Below are 21,371 nucleotides of genomic sequence, written 5' to 3'. Positions count from 1 at the left end.
GGCATTGGCAGAAGACATCAGAATGGCAAACTCTTCACCGCCATAACGAGCAACGAAGTCGGTACCTCGCTTTACCAGTTGAGCTAAGCTTTGACTAACGGCTTTGAGCGCATCGTCACCCGCCAAGTGACCAAAATGATCGTTATAGGCTTTGAAGTCGTCGATATCTAACAGCAACATCGCAATCCCCGTTTGTTGCCGTTTAGCACGTCTTATTTCCGTGGCTAAACGCTCATCGAGCGCGCGTCGGTTAGCAACACCGGTTAAGCCGTCGATATTGGCTTGCTGAGTTAATTGTTGGTTGGCTAACTCAAGCGCGCGTTTAGTCTCAAGCAACGCGGCATGTGTACGTTCACGCTCGATGGTGTTCGCAATCATGTCAGCAATTAAACTCAGGTGCTGAATATCTTCCTCAGTCCAATGGTATTGTTGGCGCACCTTATCGCATCCGACGAATCCTAGTATTCGTCCTTTTGCCACTAGGCCAATGCACAATACCGATTTAATGTGCTCACGTTCAAACTCGTCGCGCTCTGCTTTAGCGGTGTCAGGCAGGAGCGATATGTCAGGGCATACAAATCGAAAGTCATTTCGCATGGTGGCGAAAAAATACGGCAAATCGTGTTGTTCGACGTTCTGCAGATCGTCAATATGCTGTGAGAAGCCCTCGCGTACCCATTCGAACGTATTCGACATGCTTGTGAGGTCTTCATTAAATTCAAAAATGTAGCATCTGTCCGCTTGGCAATAATCACCATAGGCAGCAATGACCTCAGAAACGCATTGGGATGTTTCTGAGCCCTGAGAGTTAATTAAGCGAGTTGATAGCTTCGAGAGCAATTGATCAAATGATGACATTTATTTTTGAATTTTTGTATTTCTATAACACTGCCTTAAGATTACTAAAGTTGCACGAAAAATCATCATTTTTTCCACTAAATCAGTGAAGGTCGTGATAAAGCGCTATCGATAAGGCATTAAGTGCCCTAGGATAGGCATAGCGTTGTCTTTAGTGAAAGGGTAAAAGGAGTTGAGTTTGGCTAATCAAGCGCCAGGGTTCATTGTTGCACATAGTCATCGACTGGAAGACTTAACGGATATCGCAGTTAATTTTATTGAGCGGTTTCCTCTTGCACCACTTGAGCAAGAAACCGTATTGGTGCAAAGCAACGGTATTGCACAGTGGTTAAAAATCAACCTTGCACAACATGCCGGCATTGCTTCGATGATTGATGTGACGTTGCCTGCGCGATTTCAGTGGCAAGCTTATCGGGCCGTTTTAGGTGACGATATACCTCGTACCTCGCCTTTTGATAAAGCACGTTTGAGTTGGCGACTATTGCGCTTACTACCCGATGTTCTCGAACAGGACGCGCGTTTTACGCCGTTAAAAAACTATATTGCTAACGATCTCGATAATCGCAAGCTGTATCAGTTAAGTGAACGCTTAGCGGATTTATTTGATCAGTACGCTATCTATCGTGCCGATTGGCTAGATAACTGGTTAAACGGGCGTGATGTACTCGATAACGACGAACCTGTCGCTAATGAGCACGCTTGGCAACCAGAGTTATGGCGTCGAGTAGCAAACGACATTGGTGCTGAACACTTGTGGAACAACCGCGCCACCTTACATCAGCAATTTATTAAATCGGCACGCGCTTTAAATCAACGCCCCGCCACGATACCACCTCGTATTATGGTGTTTGGGATATCGTCTTTACCTCAACAAATGCTAGAAGTGCTCGATGCCTTAAAACATCTCAGCCAGATCGTGCTGTGTGTGCATAATCCGTCAAAATTTTATTGGGCCGATATTGTCGATGGAAAAGAACAGTTAAAACAGGTGGTCAAAGCCAAGTCGCGGTTAGCTCACAAACCGGGTATGCCGTTGGAGTGGAATGACGAAGAGTTGCATCAACTTGCTCACCCTTTGCTAGCATCGTGGGGTAAACAGGGTCGCGACTACATTCGCCTGCTCGATTTATATGATGAGTCAATTCAAAAGCAGGCCGAATTGGGTCATATGACACTGGAGCTGTTTGAATCGCATGCCACCGAGCATGTGCTAGGACAGTTGCAAGACGATATTCTAAACCTGAGACCGCTGCATGAAACTCAGCAACATTGGTCACCGCTATCAGCGCAGGATCAATCGATGCAGTTCCATATCTGCCATAGTCCTCAGCGAGAAGTTGAGGTGTTACATGATCGTTTACTCGCGGCATTTGCAGAGGATCCCACGTTGAAGCCGCGAGACGTAATGGTGATGTTGCCTGATATCGATACCTATGCGCCTTATATTGATGCCGTGTTTGGTCGCTATGCGCGAGATGATAATGGACAAGATACGCGCGCTATTCCGTATACGATTGCTGATCAGACGTCGCGTCATCGAGCACCATTGTTGATTGCCTTAGAGCTCCTGCTTTCGAGTGATCAGCTTCGGTTTACCCAAACCGATCTGCTGACGTTATTAGGTACACCTGCGATTCAGCGTCAATTTAATATTGACGATGATGATGTCGAGCAACTTCGAACTTGGATGACGAATGCGGGTGGACGATGGGGATTGAGTGCTGAGCACCGGAAGCTGTTTTTCATGCCCGATGACGATGAAACCAATAGTTGGTGGTTTGCGATCAAACGAATGATGGCAGGCTATAGCATTGGTTACGCAGAAGTAGAGTGTGACTGGCAAGACATCGCTGCGTATACGGATATTGGCGGCCTAGGTGCCGACTTAGTTGGACGCTTCGGTTATTTTATCGAGCAGTTGGAGCGCTGGTGGGATCGCTCCCAAGAAGCGCGTAGTTATAAGGATTGGGTACCTGTGGCGGAGTGGCTCATCGACACCTTTTTTGAGTCGGAAGAGGCGAGTGATGCGCTACTGAAAAACCAAATTGTCGACCAGCTATATCAAGTTGCCGAGCATGTGGATGAGGCCGATAATAAAACGGAACTGAATATTGCATTATTCCGCGAGTCTTGGCTATCCCGAGTTGATGAGCAGAATTTAAATCAACGATTTTTGGCCGGTGCAGTAAACTTTGCAACGCTGATGCCGATGCGCGCTATTCCATTTAAGTTTGTTGCCATATTAGGCATGAACGAGAGTGATTATCCACGAAACACCAGTCAGATTGACTTTGATCTGATGGCATCACGTTATCGACCCGGCGACCGCTCACGTCGAGATGACGACCGCTACCTATTTCTCGAGGCGTTACTCTCTGCTCGTGACGTTTTTTACGTAAGCTGGGTGGGCTTTAGCGCACGAGATAACAGCGCACGCACGCCTTCGGTATTGGTTGCGCAACTACGCGAACATTTACAGCAAGGATGGCACAGCGATCTGAGTGAGCACACGTTAGCGCATAAGTTACAGCCATTTAATCGAGCTTACTTTGATGACAGCTCGCGCGTATTCTCATACGCGAGTGAGTGGGCTCAGGCGCATGATTCCGTCTCTCATCAATCGTCTTCAAGTTCGGTTGCGCTTACTGATGACCTAGCGGATGAACGGACGGTAAACCTCAACGATATTAAACGTTTTGTTCAAGAGCCAGCGCGTTTGTTTTTTAACAGTCGGTTGGAAACTTACTTTTCGGTTGACGCGGATGAAACGATTGATCGTGAGGCATTTCAACTGGATGCGTTAACGGAGTGGAAACTGTTACAGCGGGTGGTGGATAAAACGCGCGAAGCAGTAAGGAAAGAACTCGAGCCTGAGCAACAGATGCACGAAGAACTGGCGCGTATACGTCGAGAAGGTGCGATTGGTACGTCGATGATAGCGGAGCGTCATCAACAACACATTCAGCAGCAAGCTGAAGATATTCTAGAGACCTACGGTGTCGTGGCGCAAGGGTACACGCGTCAAAATATAACGCCTTATTGGGTTGGTGTTCGACATAATGACGTCACTATTGAGGAGGGTATTGAAGGTTTGCACTGGGACGATAATGGACAGTGTGCTTGGATTATTACTACGGCGAGTCAGGTCGCCGCAAAAAAGGCTGATAACATTACAGATAGTGGATGGAAGCATTTCGCACCTTATTACGTAGGACATTTGCTGTTAAATAGCCGACAACCAACAGTGACACATATCGTGTCTCGCGGTGGCTGCCACTTTAAGTTGCCGGCAGTTGCTCCTGATGTAGTTAACTTTCAGCTTGATGCGATGACAAAGTTAATTTCACTGGCGTACCGCGAGCCTATAGCAATGCATCTTGATTTAGCCCGTATCTATTTAAAAACGATGAGTAAAGAAGATGATGAAACAGCCGCTGAAGCCGCGTTGCGTGAGTACTATGAGGTTGGCACATCACAACGTAAACCGCTGGTACAGACAGCACAGTATTGTGCTCGTACAGCAGGTACCTTTAATGACATACACGGTCAGCGCTACTTTAAACTTTTTATAAATTCCTTGTACCGCCCCATGTTTGAGTTCGTCGAACAACAGGGAGGGGAAAAGTCATGAGCCAGGTATTACAAAATCCTTTGGACTTTCCGTTAGCGGGTAGTCGGCTGATAGAGGCGAGTGCGGGGACGGGGAAAACTTATACTATCGCAGCGCTGTATGTTCGGCTCGTTATTGGCATGCGGGCTGATAGTGACAGCAACGCTGCATTAGAGACCCCCCTCTTGCCACGTAATATTCTGGTGATGACGTTTACCAAAGCGGCGACTGAAGAGTTAAGCGACCGTATTCGTGCACGTCTCGCTGAAGCAGCGCGTTATTTTCGTGATGATGATAGTGTGGCTGCCGATCCGTTTTTAACGCAGTTACGTGCCACGTCTGAAGCACAAGGCGAATCACTCAATTACCTGGCGCGACTGCTTGAGCTTGCGTCCGAGTCCATGGATGAAGCGGCTGTAAAAACAATCCACGGCTGGTGTCAGTCGATGCTTAAAGAACACGCATTCGCCAGTGGAAGCCTGTTTACACAAAATGTTGAAACCGATGACGAGGAGTTGCGTCGGCAAGCGGCCGAGGACTACTTCCGTCGCTTTATTTATCAAAGTGATAGAGCTACGCAAACTGCTCTGCTAGCGGTGTTTGATACTCCCGACAAGATTTTGGCACAGCTGTCGAGCGTGGAGGACAGCGGGTCTGTACAGGTTGACGATGATATCGCGGAGCGATTACAACGCGAAGCTCAGCGCTACCAAAGCGAGCTGAACTCGCTCAAGCAACATAGCTGTTCTGCATTTGAGCGCGTGTTAGCCGACCTTGAAGGTGTTAAAGGTGTGGCGCAGAAAACCAAACAGATACAAAAATTTGGTGACTGGTGTGCGAGTGACGCACAAACCGATGTGAAGTTCACAGATGCTAACTGGCGAACGATCAGTGAAACTGATTTAACAAAACTGCACGAGAAGAAATTAGCGGGTGCTGAGTTACCACCTTACTGGCTTCAAGTGGTCCAGTTCAAAGCTAAATTTGAAGCGGTACATCAAATTAAGCGCGGTTTTGACGAGCTAATTAACCGTCATGCAACTCAATGGGTTAAAGCGCGTTTCACCGAGCTGCAAAATCAACGTGCTGAAATGAATCATGACGATATGCTGACAAGACTGCGCGATGCGCTTCGAGGACCGGATGGTGAGCAGTTAGCGACGACAATCAGACAACAGTACCCGATCGCATTGGTTGATGAGTTCCAAGATACCGATCCCGTTCAATATGAAATTTTTAATCGTATTTATCGCCTAAAAGAACCGTTGCCAGACACGGGTATATTTTTAATCGGCGATCCCAAGCAAGCCATCTACAGCTTCCGTAATGCGGATATTTTTACCTATCTAAAAGCGCGTCGTGATACAGAAGGACGGCACTATAGTCTGGCAACTAATTTTCGCTCGTCAATACAGATGGTTGAAGCCGTGAACTATCTTTTTCAGCGTGCCGAGCAGTATGAACGCGGGGCTTTCTTGTTTAAGCAAGAAGAAAAAAATGAGCTACCCTTTGAACCCGTATCCGCGAACGGCGTAAAAACAACATTTAGACATCGGTTGCGAAGTCAACAGCTTGAGCCGGCGCCTGCACTCTACTGGAGCGTAAGTTCAGAACAAAAGCGAAAAAAGAGTGACGCGTTTAATCACCTCGCAAGTCATCATGCACAGCTAATCGTTAATTTACTCAATGATCCGCAAGCGGGCTACTATGATGACAACGATGCTTTGCACCAACGTGTTTGTGCCAAGGATATCGCGATCTTGGTTAATAACTTTGCCGAAGCGGATGCTATTCGTACGGCGCTTTCAGCGCGGGGCGTTAAAAGTGTTTATTTATCCGAGCGAGAGTCGGTTTATGCTCAACCCGTTGCGCGGGATTTACTCTATATTTTAAAAGCCTGTGCTGCGCCCCGAAATGCCAGCGCACTGAAAACTGCGGTTGCGGCACCCTTGCTGAACTTATCTTTGTCTGAATTAATTCAATTACAGGAAGACGAGAACACTTGGGAAAGAACGGTCGATACCTTCATTGATTTTCATGAAGTATGGCGCAGCCAAGGTGTCTTAGCCATGCTACATCGTTTAATGCATCACTTTCAGGTGCCGGCAACTTTGTTACAAGATAAAATCAACGGCGAACGTAAATTGGCGGATGCGCTACATATTGCGGAGCTGCTGCAACAGAACAGCATGGCGTTAGAGGGCATGGCCGCGTTGGTTAATGACTTTGCCGAGAAAGTTTATGAGCGGCAGAGCTTTGGTGCAAGTAGCCGCACGCAGCGCGATGAACAACAACTCAGACTCGAGAGTGATGACGATCTTGTTAAAGTTATTACTATTCATAAATCAAAGGGTTTGCAATACCCGCTGGTGTTTTTGCCCTTTATAACTTACACGCCACAAGAGCAATATCGTATTAAGCCACCGATGACTTATCATGACGAACAAGGTGACGTCCAAGTGCTCTGGTCAAAGGACGACTCTGCTAAATCGCGTGTGTTAGATGAGTTGTTGGCTGAGGATTTACGCAAGCTTTATGTCGCCGTAACGCGTGCACAACACGCCACTTTTATTACAGTCGAGAATGTCGGACAATTTGAGCATAACCCGCTTGCTTATTTGCTTGGTGACGACGCACTAACTGACGATCTGTATAAAGCTGCGAGCGAAGCCTGGGGACAGTCAGATGTGAGTGTGGTTTCCAAACTAGAAGACGACGAGCGATTTGAAGCGTTGCAAGAGCAAGTTGCCGAATATACGGCTTTGAAGGCGCGTGAGATGCCCAGAACCCAACTGCTTGAGCGCTGGTGGGTGTCGAGTTATAGCGCATTGCGTTATCGAGCAGCCAATGACTACACACAGTCAGGTCCGCAAACGGCAGTCGAAATGAACCTATTAGAGGAGGCAAACACCGCCACAGGCGAGGGTAATGTTGAGGCAAATGATTTGACTTATTTACCGAGTCATTTACATCAGTTTCCGAAGGGTGCGACTCCAGGAACGCTTTTACACAACGTTCTCGAACACTGTGCGATAGAAGGGTTCTCGACCGTGCTCTCAGATCCACAACGGCTCAGCGATGTTATCGCGCAAGAACTGCGAGGCGAAGTTTGGGATGAGTACCGGGATAATTTGGCACATTGGCTTATGCAGTATTTAGCACTTCCGATGGTATTCAGTGACACTATGCAACCAACGGCACTGAGTGACCTTACAAGCTATAAAGCCGAGCCTGAATTCTGGTTACCGGTAATTGAGCTTGAAGCAGAACAGTTGGATGCGTTAATACAGCGACATCTTCACCCAGGGCAAAGTCGACCTCGTTTAGAGAGCATCGAGTTAAACGGCATGCTCAAAGGCTTTATCGATTTGGTGTTTGAGCATCAAGGTCAGTATTTCGTCGTTGACTATAAATCAAACTGGCTGGGCGACTCGGACGATGATTACAGTGAAGTAGCCATGACCGATAAGATATTAGCGAGTCGCTACGATGTGCAGTATGTACTCTATACCTTGGCTCTGCATCGGCAGTTAAAACAGCGTTTAGGCGATGAGTACGATTACGATACGCACGTTGGTGGTATTGCCTATTTATTTTTAAGGGGTAATCACGCGGAAACGGGTGGTGTTTATCGAGCAAAACCTCCCTATGAACTCATAGCCGAGCTCGATGCTCTGTTTAAAGGAAGGGAGAACCATGATGTCGCATGACCGACTGAGCTATTTGCGTGCTATTGCTGATGAGTGGTTTGAGCATGAATGGATACGTGCGCTGGATCGTGCCATGGTCGACTTTCTATTCCGCAGCGGAGAGACAAATGTCGCTATGCTGGCGCTCGCTATGCTGACGTCTCACCAGGCTGGACGAGGGTTAACCTCATTAAAGCTTGAGGACCTTAAAGCGTCGCCCGAGCGCTGTTTGGCGTTGCCGCCGTCGGGGCGAAGTCATGACGTCACGTTGCCTAGCAAACTACTCAATGAGTTGAGTGTGTTTGAGGGCGATTGGCAAACATCTGTTTCACTCAATAGTGACAGTAGTCCATTGGTTCTGAATAAAAGTAGCGATGGTGAGCGCTTATATTTGCGGCGCTATTGGTATTGTGAACACTACAACAGCCAAAACCTCGAGATGCGGATGGATAATACGCTTGAGGTAAACGATGACCAGCTCAATATGACCTTGGACGCCTTGTTTGGTGATACCAGCAAACAATTAGACTGGCAACGAATGGCCTGTGCTAACGCGGCGAGAAGCGCCTTTAGTGTGATTACTGGCGGGCCTGGAACCGGCAAGACATACACTGTTGTAAGGTTGCTCGTAGTACTGCAGCAACAATTTCAACAAGCCCATGAAAGACCACTGCGTATTAAACTTGCGGCACCTACGGGCAAAGCGGCGGCGCGCTTAAGTGAATCTATCAACGAGGCGTTGTCAGAACTACAAACAAAGTTACCGGAAACGCTTCAACCGTTGCTGGCGACTATTCAAATAGAAGCTTCCACTGTACATAAATTGTTAGGAGTTATCGCTAACTCTCGCCGTTATCGTCACCATGAAAAGAATCCTGTTCGAGCCGACCTTATAGTGATTGATGAAGCATCAATGTTAGACATCGAAATGATGACAGCACTCCTTCAGGCGACTCCGACACAGGCCCAATTGGTACTGCTAGGTGATAAGGATCAACTGGCTTCGGTAGAGGCGGGGGCTGTTTTAGGTAACTTGTGTGAAGGGGCCGAGAAAGGGGGGTATTGGTCATCGACGATTAACAGTTTGGCCAGTACCCATGCACAACGGGATGCGCTAATCCAGTATCAGGATGAGGCCGGGCCCAAGCGCTTACAGCACGTGGTGATGCTGCGTCAAACACGACGTTTTGAGCAGGCTATTGCGGACGTTGCGAATTCAATTAACGACCAAAATACGCGGGCGATCGAGCGCTTCTTTAGCGCGCCAGTGTCGGAGTATGACTCGAATATTGTCACGTGGTTGATGTTGGAACACGACCGTCACGATAGTTTTGACCTGTTGATAAAACAGGGTTTTTCGCACTACTTAAGAGCGCTCGAACAATGGCGCGAAGCCCCCGCTGAACAACGCGATACAGCGGCAGTGCTGGATGCATACGCAACATTTCAGCTATTAACAGGTTTACGCAATGGACCCTGGGGCGCTCATGCACTGAATCGATATGTTGCCGATGTTTTGGGCGTTGAAGCCGACCGGTGGTATGAAGGTCGTCCGGTTATGGTCACTAAAAATGATTACGGGCTGAGGTTGAACAATGGAGATATCGGTGTCACGTTTCGGATGCCCGAGACCGGTCGCTTGAGAGTGGCGTTTTTTGACAGTCACGGAAAAGTAAAATGGGTATTACCGAGTCGCCTAAATCATGTTGAAACCGTTTATGTGATGACAGTGCATAAGTCTCAAGGGTCAGAATTTGCGCATACCGTATTAGTAACACCTCAGCATGACTCACCTGTACTAACTAAAGAACTCCTTTATACAGGGGTCACTCGAGCGAAGAAAAAACTGACCTTAGTTGTGAGTAAAAAGTCGGTATTCTTAAACGCGGTTTCAAAACGAATTAATCGCTGACAGCGTTTCGAGCGTAAATGTAAAGATCGTAATGTAAAGACGCCTATCTTTAACTATATTTAGAGAACCATGACAAAAGGATCTCTGTCGCGAATGCCATATTCAACACGAAAGCTCGATGACCGCGTTTTATTTGATTGTATTGAACGGGAGAATCAGCGCTCAGTTTGGTTAAAGCGTGTTGAGGCAGGGGCTGAGTCTTTAGCAGACGAGCGATTAAAAAACGATAACCGTTGGCATCAGATTGTTAATCCTAACTACTTCCTCGATAACGGCGATCAGCATGGGCTTGTTTTGCCTCAAGGAGGCTGGCTCGACGAACTACGTTGGGATAACTTACTTGAAGCGATTGGTGTTGCAGAGCGTATTGTGGGTGCGGTAAAGCACATTCATCAGACGGGTTTAATTCATCGTGCTTTGAACCCCTCGATTTTCTACGTAACCGACCAACATGCCATAGTGATTGATTTAGCGACCGTCACGCAGATTCGATTTATTCACACACCCTGGCTCCCTCTTCCACAGAACGTATCCTCTTTGAGGTGCGTCGCACCGGAGTTAACCGGTCGTTCACAAGCGATAGGTGACGCTCGCTGTGATCTTTATAGTCTTGGAGTGATTTTATATTATTGGTTTGCTGGAGCCTATCCATTTACCGCTGACTCAAGTGCGCGAATCGTCCACCAGCATCTAGTAGTAACACCCAAACGTTTGAATCACATTAATCCTCAGTTACCTGAGGTTCTGGCAGAGGTCGTCGCGCGATTGTTGGCTAAGCAGCCGTATCAACGCTACCGTGACGTAGATGCATTACTGAACGATCTCGTGACAGTACGCCAAGTGGTATTAGGACAGCGTAAGGATGATATCAGCATCATTTCGCGATTGGGATTCACGAGCGAGATAGAGCGGGTCGGTTCGCTCTATGGACGCGATAACCAACTTCGACAGCTTGAAAAGAAATACAGCATGAGTCGCGAGGGTGGAACGCAAGGCGTATTCATTAATGGTCGCTCAGGTTTAGGAAAAACATCGTTAGTGCGTAATTTGTATCCACAAATGACCGCTGACAATGCTTTTTTTATCTCGGGTAAGTATGAGCACTCGACTAGCGGTGTTCCATACATTGGTTGGCTGTCAGCAATCGAGTCGCTGGCGGGCTATTTTAAGCAGATGTCGAGTGAGCAGCTTACTCAATGGCGAGCTTGGCTCGCTGAAGCAATGTCTGACTACCTGGCTACCTTTTTGAGTTGGGTACCTGATATTAAAAGCAGTCTTGGATTTTCCGACTCGACAATAGCAACGCGACAGACTAATTTGCCCTCGTCGGAGGCAAAGCAACGACTTAATGAAACCGTTCGCCGATTGCTTTCCGTATTTGAGTATGCTGAACGTCCTTTGGTGATCTTTCTAGATGATTTGCAATGGGCGGATCAAGCGTCCGTGGAACTGTTGGAATGGATACTGACTCAACCGAGTCGAGCGCCTGTTTTGTTGATTGGTTCAGTGCGAGAAGATGAGGTGAATAGTGGACATCCGCTCAGTATCGCGGTTCAGGAAATTGAACGTGCTAATGTGATTCCGTTTAAGCATATTCAACTTGACGAGTTATCTGTCGACGATATTTCTTTGTTACTCGCCGAAAAGGTTCAACACGAAACGCGTCAATTTAAACAGTTAGCTGATTGGTTGCATCAACATAGCCACGGCAACCCGTTTATGGTTTGGCAACTATTAAAAGCTCTCAGTCAGAAAGGATTACTTCAGTATCAACTGGAGACTGGCTGGCGGTGGCGAATGGATGCAATTAATGAGTTGGACCAAGTTGACGATATTTTCTCAGTCATACAGTTGCGGTTTCAACTTTTGCAAACTGACGTGCAGTACCTACTCGCTAAAGCCGCGTGCATTGGTGTGCGCTTCGATATGGCGTCTTTAGTTAGACTGACGGGACAGACACCTGAAACGATTTTGGAGCAACTGTTACCTGCAATTAACGACGAGTTTGTTGTCGTAGAGGCTAATATTAAGTCGCCGATATTGGATGAATCCAACATGAGATTTCGTTTCATCCATGATCGAGTACAGGAGGTCGCCCATCGCACGCTTGATACGAGCAGTCGTGCCAAAGTGCATTATCAGTTGGGTACACATTTATTGCAGCAAGCCACGGCTCATCCAGAAGTTTACTCAATCCGAATCGTTAATCACTTGTACCGTGGTAAGCAGTTTATTGACACTCGAGTCGAACAAAGAGAATTTCTTAGGCTAGTTATCAATGCTGCTAAGAAAGCGGCTTCGGCAGGCGCCTTTGCCGAGGCTTTAACGATCGTGCATCAGGGAATGCATGAAAATCCATGCCTTGATGATTTATGGTCGGTAGATCCAGAACTTGCTTACCAAGTGTATTCTGAGCGTGGTGAACTTGAGTACCTCAACTCAAATCTTGAGCGCGCCGAGTATTTTGTACGCCAAGCGATAGGCAATACTGATTCGTTACTTGATAAGGCCAGCTTATATACCCAATGGGTGCAGCAAGCCACCTTAAATGCTGACTATCAGAAAGCGGTCAATGTAGCGCGTGAAGGGCTTACATTGTTCGATGTGAGCCTGCCTGAGGAAGCACAACTCAGCACGGCAGCGTTGCGTTGCAACTTATCGGATTCTTTAGGCAGCCTCTCTTTTAATGACTTAGCGCATTTGCCAGTGCTCACCGATAAAACACAACAGGCCATTCTCGGCTTATTGATAGCGATGGGGCCGCCGTGTTATCGAGCATTTCCACGTCTATGGTCGAGTGTGGTCATCGCGCAGTTCAAGTTAATCAGCGCTTATGGTGCGAACGGTGCTACCGGTTATACGCTACCAGCGATCGGTGGGCTGATGGTTAATCACCAGTTGGCTGATAGTCAACAAATTAAATTGCTTTACGATGCCACCGAACGGTTAACTCGAAAACGTGGCGATACGAGTGCGCAAAGTATGGGTTTTCTGATGATGGGGAGTTCCTTAAATCATTGGTTTAGAGCCCAACGTCTCGCGAGTGATGATTACATGGCGGCATACCGATGTGGTCAACAGTCGGGAAATTTACAGTATGCAGTATATGGCTTTGGTCATGATACTTACTGTCGTTTTTTTTCCGGGGAACCGCTTTCCGAGCTCGTTCCGCGTGTAGAGCACTACCTAGAGTACGCCATGCAGCGCGGTAATACTTGGGGCATTGATTTAATGACAGGGGCGTTAGGGGTCATGTACCGGTTGAGTGGCATAGGTCACTTTCGAGGTAGCTTTGAGCAACATGTAGCTCAAGCCGAAGCCAACCATAATCACCAAGTGCTCGCCATCCTCAGTTGCATGCGTTTGATTGAAGGGTTAGTCGGTAACGATAGAATTATTGTGCAAAAGTCGCTCGAACGGTGCGAGCGCTACATTGAACATATATCGGTACAAGGCTTACTGCCGATGGCGCACTGGCCTGGCCTTCGTGCGCTGGCATTGAGCCAGCTTGAACAGTTAGATACAGATTCATTAAACGTAGCAATCACGCGCTATCAAACCTGGGCAGAATGGCAGCCTGATAACTTTAGCCATTGGTTGACGTTAATGCGTGCTGAGCAAGCACGTCGACAAGGTGATATGCCGCAAACATTGGAAGATTATGACGCTGCCTTGCGCCAAGCGCAGAAGCAAGGGCAGTGGCACACAGCAGCTATGATAGCGACGCGCGCGCAGCATTACTGGCAAAGTAAAGGGCACCCTGGATTTGCATCGGAGTATTCCTCCCAACGGCATCATGCGATGGAGCGTTGGGATGCGATCGAATTGATACATGACAGCGAGCGTAAGACCCGGTCGACGGGGTACGCGATGAGTATGGATGTTGTGATTGAAATTGCGCAAGCGCTGTCCGCGTTTACTGAGCATGAGCAACTTGTTTCTGAAGTTTCTCGTATACTGGTTCGACAAACAGGCGCCCAGCGATTGGCACTTTTGCAGTGTGAGGATGACGAGCTAAAGCTAGTAATGGACGTAGAACATCACTTGGAAAAATATTTTGAGCCAAGCGTTAGGTTGGAGCACGTAAATAATTTACCGACGGCAATGATTCGCCATGTCGCCAGAGTAAAAAAGCTGCAACACATTAATGAAAATACGCTGACCAACCGAAGTTGGCACAACCGTGCCGAAGATATTAAGAGTAATCAATTAGGTGAATTTTCCGGTTCGGCAGTGACTGTGCCGTTGGTTTATTTGGGTGACTTGGTCGGTGTGTTGTATTTGGAGCATAGCCGCAACCGATATGCTTTTAACGACAGGCAGATGCCCATTGTGGAATTTATTGCTGCACAGGCGGCAATTTCCATCCGTAATTTAGATCTGATGCGTGCGCTGGCGCGAGAGGGCGAGGCAAGAGCGGAAGCAGAAATGCGCATGCGATTCGCGGATGCTGAGATGGCTTCCCATGACAAAGTAACAAAACAGTTACAGCATCTTGCTAATACCGACGCGTTAACGCAATTACCCAACCGTCGCTTTTTTATGAGTGAACTGCAGCAAAGCCATGATTTATTCAAACGAAAGGGTCATCAAGCCGCTGTCGTTATGATGGATATCGATTCTTTTAAGGTCATCAATGACCGCTACGGCCATAGTGCGGGGGATGAGGTGCTAAAGGCGTTAGCAAAACAGTTTAATCACGCTGTACGCATGAACGATATTGCAGCCCGCATTGGTGGCGAAGAATTCGCTTTGTTAATCCGCGATGCAGATATGCCACAGGTGTTGGCAATTGCAGAACGATTACGACAAGCGATAGAGCTCGACTCTATTGTGCACAGCGGCGAGGAAGTGGATTATACAGTGAGTATTGGGATTTCATTATTCGAGACGCAAGACGATGAATTTGAATCGATCCTGAATCGTGCTGATAGAGCACTCTACCGTGCCAAGTCTTTAGGTAAGAACAGAGTGTGCCATGGTGCACTCTAGAAATGTGAGCCGTACGGTGCTTCGCGCCTGTAATTCGAATCACCGTACGACAACTGCTCACACAGCTAACTAACGTGAAGTGCAATTTAATTATATGCGATCTATTCTCATTTTCAATACTAAATGAAAAAAATTCTCATTTAGATTTTCGTATGTTAAACTGTTCGAGATTTAAACAGTGATTTAGGAGTCGCTATGCGCAGTACCATTGCAGAAAAAGTCACTCAAGTACGTCATTGGAACGATACCCTCTTTAGTTTTAAAACCACACGACAACGTTCGTTCACATTCGAAAACGGACAATTCGTGATGATTGGCTTAGAGGTCGACGATAAACCTCTGCTGCGCGCTTACAGTATTGCAAGCGCAAACTATGAAGAAGAGCTCGAGTTTTTCAGTATTAAAGTACCGGATGGCGCACTGACCTCGCGTCTTCAACATATCGAAGTAGGCGATGAAGTGATCATGTCAACACGGCCAACAGGTACCTTGGTACCAGGACACCTCCTACCTGGTAAGCGCTTGTATTTGCTTTCGACGGGGACTGGTCTAGCGCCGTTTATGAGTGTTATTAAAGATCCCGATATCTACGAGCAGTACGAACAAGTAGTGTTGGTGCATGGTGTCCGTTATGTGTCTGAGCTTGCCTATCAAAAAGAAATCGGCGAGGACTTACCAAATAATGAATTTTTCGGTGATTGGGTCAAGGAAAAGCTACGCTACTACCCAACAGTGACGCGTGAGCCCTTCCGTGATGAAGATCATCAGAAACGTATCACCGAGTTGCTCGAGTCGAACACGCTTACGCGTAAGCTGAATTTACCTGATATCGACCCTGAGCACGATCGTTTCATGTTATGTGGCAATGATGCCATGCTACAAGATTTAATGGTTATCTTGAACGAACGCGGCTTTAGTAAAGCGACCTCGCGTAAACAAGGCAGTTACGTTATCGAGCAAGCGTTCATCGAAAAGTAAACCGATTGAATTGAGCGAGTAAGTTTGCCACGCTATTTAAGCGTCTTATATTAAGGAGCTTGTAATGAGCGCGTGGCAAACCACTGTACAACATGTACGTAATTGCTCTCTATGTGAGCCCAAATTACCTTTAGGGGCTCGCCCTGTTATTCAATTTCATCCGCACGCCAGGATACTCATAGCGGGCCAAGCGCCAGGTATTCGCGTACATCGTTCGGGCAAACCGTTTGATGATCCGAGCGGTGAGCGCTTGAGAGCGTGGCTTGGTGTCGATAAGTCAGATTTTTACGACGCACGGCAGTTTGCCATCCTACCGATGGGCTTTTGCTACCCGGGTACTACGAGCTCTGGAGATGCGCCCCCACGACCTGAATGCGCCGACGCTTGGCGCGAGCAATTACTTGAACAACTACCCCACTTACAACTTACGCTCGCAATCGGACAATATGCTCAGCAATGGCATGCTCAGCAACTTACCGGTATCAAGCTCCAGCGAACACTCACAGAGCGCGTAAAGAATTGGCAGGCGTGGTTAGAACAGGGCATACTGCCATTACCCCATCCGAGCCCTCGCAATAACCGCTGGCTTGCTAAAAATCCATGGTTCGAAGATGAGGTGTTACCCGAGTTGAAAGCGCAGATTGCGCGATGGCGAGGCTCTCAAAAATGAAAAGATTAGCAGCGTATGGACGCTTAATATGTTTTTTTGTGGCGGCTATGATAGGTGTTCAAATACCGCAATTTGTCGACCAATACGGTGATGCCGTCTACGCACATCTTAACGAGGCGAAAGCGAGCGTAGCGGAGTTTCAACAGGAAGCCGACCGCTATTTTGATGGCTCTATTGAGCGTCTTATTGACTATTACCGCGCTTCAGATGATCCGGTATTCATTGATGGCGGAGATAGCATCGAAACCATTTATCAGCGCTACCAGATGCTTCAGTCCGCTTGGAACCAATACCAACAGGGCTATTGGCAACGTTACCAAACGACATTTTTGTCTCCGATTACTGATATCCGTAGAGAAGCTTGGACGCGTTATGACTATGCGGTACGCCTGACACCTGAGGCTCTGGTTATGGCTGTCGTAGTCGGCTTATTTATTAGTTTGCTAGCCGATCTGTTGTTGAGCTTGTTATTATGGCCGCTCAGAAAACGCAGGACAGTCGCTAACTAGGAGTATGCAATGGCGTATGATTGGGTTGTATTTGATGCCGATGAAACACTATTTAGGTTCGATGCTAAGCGCGGTCTAACCCAGCTATTACAGTCTTACGACGTTGATTTTACCGAAACGCACTTTAAACGGTTTAAAGAAGTGAATGCACCCTTATGGGAGGCGTTCCAACGTGGCGAAATTTCTGCCGCAGATATTAAAGCGCGACGCTTTGTGGATTGGGAAGATCGTTTGGGGGTTTCATCTACAGAGCTCAACCGTCAATTTATGGCGCAGATGGGTACTATTTCCTCAACGCTTGATGGGGCAGGGTCAATGCTCACTGCACTCGACGATAAAGTTCGCATGGGCATTATCACCAATGGCTTCGTCGAGCTTCAGCAGGAGCGACTCGCAACGCATCAGTTTGAACAGTTTTTTCAGTTTGTGGTGGTTTCTGAAGCGCTTGGTGTGGCAAAACCACACCCTGAGATTTTCCAGCATACGCATCGTCAGCATATCTCGGAGGAGGTTCCGACCAGTCGCATCTTAATGGTCGGGGATAATCCGTATTCGGATATATTGGGGGGACAACGTGCAGGCTGGCATACTTGCTGGTTGAATGAACACCAAGCCACTTGTCCCGAAGAAGTTAAACCGAATCATACTATCCGTCATTTAAGCGAACTGGTGGAGCTAGTGGTTTAATCACCACCAGCGTCCCACGCGTTTTTTATAGTCACGGTAGGTATCACCAAAGTAGCTTTCGAGCTGGCGCTCTTCTGGTTTGATTTGAAATAGGTTCATGTAGAACATATAGAGGGGTAAGCCCAACAAGGCTGCCATGTTGTGTAGTGATAAACCCCAAGCAAAAAGAATAATTAGAAAGCCTAGATACATTGGGTTACGTGTCCAGCGGTAAATACCGCGCGTCACCAATGTGCTCGACTTATCGGGTATGCGGGGATCAACGGTGGTGTTTGCTTTACGAAACTCAATCCATCCCAATAGAGGTAATAGAATACCCAGTGCTAATAAAATAATGCGTATCCACACCGGCACCCACCCGAAGCGAACAGAAGGGAACAGGACCGCGCAACCATACATAAGTAGGGCGATTAAAAAAATGAGTAATAGCGGTGGAACTTTGAGTTCAAGTGCTTTCATAATTTAGGATGATTAACGATGAGCCAGCAAACCATTATTGACCAAACCCAACGCTGGGTACAAGAGGTTGTGGTTAAGTTCAACTTTTGCCCATTTGCACGACCGGAGGTCGACGCTAAGCGTATCCGGTACTGCGTTGTAGCTGAGCAAGACCGACAAACTCAGCTCGCAGCGCTGAATCATGAGTTGTTAAACTTGCAACAGAACGACGCTATTGCGACTACACTTCTTATTGTTCCTAGAGGCGTGGAGGGGTTTTACGATTTCTTGGATTTGGTAGACCAAGCCAATGAACTCATAGTGATGCAAGGCTTTGATGGCGAATTCCAACTGGCACACTTTCATCCCGACTACTGTTTTGCGGATGCCAAGCAAAGTGACCCAGAGAACTATACCAATCGCTCTCCTTATCCGGTACTGCACCTACTTCGAGAGGCTATGATGGAAGAGGCATTAGAGCAATTCGAGCACCCCGAGAAGATTCCCGAGCGTAATATAGAATATTGCCGCCGCCGAGGTGCTGAGTATTTTGCTCAACAGCTGGCGACGATTACGGCCGGTAAGCGTTAGAGAACATTATTGAGCGCGATACCCACACCAAAACGTGTTTGTTTGTGGTTGTAGTCAATTAAGCTCTCGCCGTACCCAGTAAACAAACTGGTATAGCCAATGAATTTGCCCCAAAGTGGGAAAGTGAAGTTGAATTCTGCTGAGCCTCGACCTGTTTCGATGGCATGTCGCAAGTTTAATGTATATTCAAAGTCATCGATATTAGCAGCGATGGTGAATTCATAGTCGCCAACGTAGTCGGTAATATCAGGGTTGTCGTCGCCTGAAGACTGCATCGGATCGGACTTTTCATCCTCTTGGAAGCGAATCCATGGTTTTAGGCTGAACACAAAGGGCCCCTTTTCTGCGACTAACTGCACGTAAGCACGGTTCCAGCTGCGCGAAAGTTCTTGGCTACGCCCGTTTGACAAGTGCTCAACACCAACAGCTAAGCCCGTATTAGTACCAAATGGATGCCAGCCTGTCGGTGTTGTATAAAATACCTCAGGTTGGTAATTGGTCTCTCTAAACGGCTTTGAGATATTACTCGCGTATACTTGCCACCAAGACTGCATTGTAAAGCCGAAGAAAAGCTTGTCGCCTTCAACGAGCAAGCTCTCTTTATTGACAGGCACTTTAAAGCTTAGCTGAAGCTTTGCTTCGTACTCTTCAAGATTGTCCTCATAGCCTTGGAAGTTTTGGTAGGGCGCCGTGTTAATGTCGGTTGTTCCCCAAACGGGTAAGATGTAATTACGGCGGTGAGGCGTGAGCACGTATGGATCAAACTCGGTTACTTTTTCGCTTTGTAAGCGTTTGGTCAATGCGCCAGGATCTTCGACTTTATCAATCTTAACCACGTCTTCTGACTCTTCTTGACGTAGCTTCTCCATGCATTGCTGACGCACTTCTGCAATCGTTAACGAGGCCTTTTCCTTATTCATTGCATCAAGGAGGCACTCTTGCATTGCTGATAACTCCTGCGCTTTAAGTGAAGGCATAGCAACAAAGAATAAGCAGAATAAAGGGAGTAAGGTACGACGCGGCATGATAAAAAATTCCATATAATTGAATGTAATAAATCATGACTAATACGTATCTAAATGTCTACTCAGATCCCTCTAGTTCATGAACTCTTAACGATAATTTTTCGTAAGTGAAATATACATAGACAATTTATTAAAATCTGGAGGCGTTATGAAAGTTGCCGTGATTGGTGCAAATGGGAAAATAGGCACGCATGTGGTCGAGCAGTTGCAACATGCAAAGACTCATCCAGTCGTTGCTATGGTGCGCAAGCAAGCACAAGTGGATGGTTGGAAAGATCAGGGTGTCGACGCGCGTTTGTTGGATCTTGAAGGTCCTGTAAACGACATTGAGAAAGCGTTTGAAGATATCGATGCGGTGATTTTTACAGCGGGCTCTGGTGGCGCGACAGGCGATGATAAAACGCTCATGGTTGATTTAGACGGAGCCGTTAAAACGATGGAAGCAGCGCATGCGGTAGCTGCGGATCGTTTTATCTTGGTCAGTGCGTTGCAGGCACATAACCGCGAGCATTGGAACGAAGATTTACTGCCCTACTATGTCGCAAAACATTACGCCGATAAAGAGTTAATGCGTAGCGAGCTTGACTGGACTATTGTGCGTCCTGGTGGCTTAACAGACGAGCCAGGTACAGAGAAGGTGGAACTTGCCGAGAACTTAGGGCGTGGCACCATTGCAAGAGAAGATGTGGCTCGTATTCTAATCCGTTGTCTTGATGCAGATAATACGATTGGCAAGCACTTCGATGCGCTGACAGGCGATCAAGGTGTAGAGGCCGCTGTTAAGGCGATCTAGTTTGATTGCATGGCGTGCATCCAACTGCGGTGCACGCTATTGCGAGTTTTCGGATTCTTCCGCCGGCACGTATATCGCCACACCTTCGGCGGTTTTATCGGTTAAACCAAACATACGTCCAAGTTGGACACTCAAGCCTAAATTACCCGAATAACTGCCCAACCCGGTACCAACATAGACGGAGCTATCGCGTTTTTCGCCCGTCGCTTGTAACAGAACACCATTGGCGCCTAACTTTGCCGCTTGTTCCTTAAGTCGTTGGACAACAGCATCCATTTGGGCTTGATCACCGAAGCTCCAACTACCGTCACTTGAAACAGATAAGAGCGCGACCGTTTCATATTGCGTGGGTTCTTTTAGGTAGAGTTTGACAGCGTCGACGTTGATTGCAGGACGTGCCTCGCCAACCATCACGGTAGAGGGTTTCGAGGAACAAGCCACCAACCCTAACAGTATAACAGTTGTTGTCAGCAAGGCCGAAATTCGAGAAAAAGTGTTACGCATAATACACTCCAAACAAGTCCCTATTGATTGAGTATACGTAATTTATCGGCTTTTAGTGCGTCTGTAGTGGCAGACTAAACCCGAACACTCTTTTAAGTGGTAGTATTACCCTTAA

General features: G+C 47.3%; 14 protein-coding genes. 10 read left to right on the top strand and 4 right to left on the bottom strand.

Annotated features, from left to right (window positions below):
* A partial coding sequence (locus tag ABNS04_RS10060; protein ID WP_348671412.1) for a sensor domain-containing diguanylate cyclase occupies window positions 1-858 on the bottom strand: 858 nt, incomplete at its 3' end.
* Window positions 859-1,036: 178 nt separating this feature from the next.
* Between ABNS04_RS10060 and recC the strand changes: the two genes are divergently transcribed.
* From recC to yjjG, 8 genes are all read left to right on the top strand, one after another.
* Window positions 1,037-4,489, top strand: a complete 3,453-nt coding sequence (recC, locus tag ABNS04_RS10055) for an exodeoxyribonuclease V subunit gamma (protein WP_272978323.1) — start codon at window positions 1,037-1,039, stop codon at window positions 4,487-4,489.
* Window positions 4,486-8,178, top strand: coding sequence for an exodeoxyribonuclease V subunit beta (gene recB / locus ABNS04_RS10050; RefSeq protein ID WP_348671411.1), 3,693 nt, complete (start codon window positions 4,486-4,488; stop codon window positions 8,176-8,178). The genes recC and recB overlap by 4 nt, the downstream gene beginning before the upstream one ends.
* Window positions 8,165-10,069: an exodeoxyribonuclease V subunit alpha gene (recD, locus tag ABNS04_RS10045; RefSeq protein WP_272978325.1), complete on the top strand. Its 1,905-nt coding sequence runs from the start codon at window positions 8,165-8,167 to the stop codon at window positions 10,067-10,069. The genes recB and recD overlap by 14 nt, the downstream gene beginning before the upstream one ends.
* A gap of 93 nt (window positions 10,070-10,162) precedes the next feature.
* Window positions 10,163-15,061 carry a diguanylate cyclase gene (locus ABNS04_RS10040; protein WP_348671410.1) on the top strand — a complete coding sequence of 1,633 codons (4,899 nt, stop codon included), beginning with the start codon at window positions 10,163-10,165 and terminating at the stop codon, window positions 15,059-15,061.
* A gap of 195 nt (window positions 15,062-15,256) precedes the next feature.
* Complete coding sequence (locus tag ABNS04_RS10035; protein ID WP_006954623.1) at window positions 15,257-16,039, top strand: ferredoxin--NADP reductase; 783 nt, start codon at window positions 15,257-15,259, stop codon at window positions 16,037-16,039.
* A 64-nt stretch (window positions 16,040-16,103) separates the two neighbouring features.
* Window positions 16,104-16,709, top strand: a complete 606-nt coding sequence (locus tag ABNS04_RS10030; RefSeq protein WP_006954621.1) for a uracil-DNA glycosylase family protein — start codon at window positions 16,104-16,106, stop codon at window positions 16,707-16,709.
* A complete protein-coding gene (locus tag ABNS04_RS10025; protein ID WP_272978327.1) occupies window positions 16,706-17,218 on the top strand; it encodes a DUF2937 family protein in 513 nt (170 codons plus the stop codon). Before ABNS04_RS10030 ends, ABNS04_RS10025 begins: the two co-directional genes overlap by 4 nt.
* 9 nt (window positions 17,219-17,227) lie before the next feature.
* Complete coding sequence (gene yjjG, locus ABNS04_RS10020) at window positions 17,228-17,905, top strand: pyrimidine 5'-nucleotidase (protein WP_006954619.1); 678 nt, start codon at window positions 17,228-17,230, stop codon at window positions 17,903-17,905.
* Here yjjG and ABNS04_RS10015 read toward each other — a convergent pair whose 3' ends face one another.
* Entirely contained in the window at window positions 17,906-18,364 is a 459-nt protein-coding gene (locus ABNS04_RS10015) for an isoprenylcysteine carboxylmethyltransferase family protein (RefSeq protein WP_272978329.1), read from the bottom strand.
* 18 nt (window positions 18,365-18,382) lie between these two features.
* Here ABNS04_RS10015 and ABNS04_RS10010 point away from each other — a divergent pair, with 18 nt between their 5' ends.
* A complete protein-coding gene (locus ABNS04_RS10010; RefSeq protein WP_006954615.1) occupies window positions 18,383-18,934 on the top strand; it encodes a DUF1415 domain-containing protein in 552 nt (183 codons plus the stop codon).
* Here ABNS04_RS10010 and ABNS04_RS10005 read toward each other — a convergent pair.
* On the bottom strand, window positions 18,931-19,959 hold the full coding sequence (locus ABNS04_RS10005) for a phospholipase A (protein WP_272978331.1): 1,029 nt from the start codon (window positions 19,957-19,959) through the stop codon (window positions 18,931-18,933). The genes ABNS04_RS10010 and ABNS04_RS10005 overlap by 4 nt on opposite strands.
* A 148-nt stretch (window positions 19,960-20,107) precedes the next feature.
* On the opposite strand from ABNS04_RS10005, the gene ABNS04_RS10000 reads away from it, so the two are divergent.
* A complete protein-coding gene (locus ABNS04_RS10000) occupies window positions 20,108-20,752 on the top strand; it encodes an SDR family oxidoreductase (RefSeq protein WP_272978332.1) in 645 nt (214 codons plus the stop codon).
* A 36-nt stretch (window positions 20,753-20,788) separates the two neighbouring features.
* Here the strand turns inward: ABNS04_RS10000 and ABNS04_RS09995 are convergent, their stop codons facing one another.
* A complete protein-coding gene (locus tag ABNS04_RS09995) occupies window positions 20,789-21,256 on the bottom strand; it encodes a hypothetical protein (RefSeq protein ID WP_272978334.1) in 468 nt (155 codons plus the stop codon).
* Window positions 21,257-21,371: the final 115 nt, after the last annotated feature.

The sequence above is a fragment of the uncultured Idiomarina sp. genome, from assembly GCF_964010655.1.
Lineage (GTDB): Bacteria > Pseudomonadota > Gammaproteobacteria > Enterobacterales > Alteromonadaceae > Idiomarina > Idiomarina baltica.
Note: the sequence above shows the minus strand (reverse complement) of the source record. Positions and strands in the feature narration are given on the sequence as shown.

What these genes read in the sequence shown, in the direction of transcription:
- recB (WP_348671411.1), top strand. Translation starts at nt 4,486, where the DNA reads ATGAGCCAGGTATTACAAAATCCTTTGGACTTTCCGTTAGCGGGTAGT.
- recD (WP_272978325.1), top strand. Translation starts at nt 8,165, where the DNA reads ATGATGTCGCATGACCGACTGAGCTATTTGCGTGCTATTGCTGATGAG.
- ABNS04_RS10040 (WP_348671410.1), top strand. Translation starts at nt 10,163, where the DNA reads ATGCCATATTCAACACGAAAGCTCGATGACCGCGTTTTATTTGATTGT.
- ABNS04_RS10035 (WP_006954623.1), top strand. Translation starts at nt 15,257, where the DNA reads ATGCGCAGTACCATTGCAGAAAAAGTCACTCAAGTACGTCATTGGAAC.
- ABNS04_RS10030 (WP_006954621.1), top strand. Translation starts at nt 16,104, where the DNA reads ATGAGCGCGTGGCAAACCACTGTACAACATGTACGTAATTGCTCTCTA.
- ABNS04_RS10025 (WP_272978327.1), top strand. Translation starts at nt 16,706, where the DNA reads ATGAAAAGATTAGCAGCGTATGGACGCTTAATATGTTTTTTTGTGGCG.
- yjjG (WP_006954619.1), top strand. Translation starts at nt 17,228, where the DNA reads ATGGCGTATGATTGGGTTGTATTTGATGCCGATGAAACACTATTTAGG.
- ABNS04_RS10015 (WP_272978329.1), bottom strand. Translation starts at nt 18,364, where the DNA reads ATGAAAGCACTTGAACTCAAAGTTCCACCGCTATTACTCATTTTTTTA.
- ABNS04_RS10010 (WP_006954615.1), top strand. Translation starts at nt 18,383, where the DNA reads ATGAGCCAGCAAACCATTATTGACCAAACCCAACGCTGGGTACAAGAG.
- ABNS04_RS10005 (WP_272978331.1), bottom strand. Translation starts at nt 19,959, where the DNA reads ATGCCGCGTCGTACCTTACTCCCTTTATTCTGCTTATTCTTTGTTGCT.
- ABNS04_RS10000 (WP_272978332.1), top strand. Translation starts at nt 20,108, where the DNA reads ATGAAAGTTGCCGTGATTGGTGCAAATGGGAAAATAGGCACGCATGTG.
- ABNS04_RS09995 (WP_272978334.1), bottom strand. Translation starts at nt 21,256, where the DNA reads ATGCGTAACACTTTTTCTCGAATTTCGGCCTTGCTGACAACAACTGTT.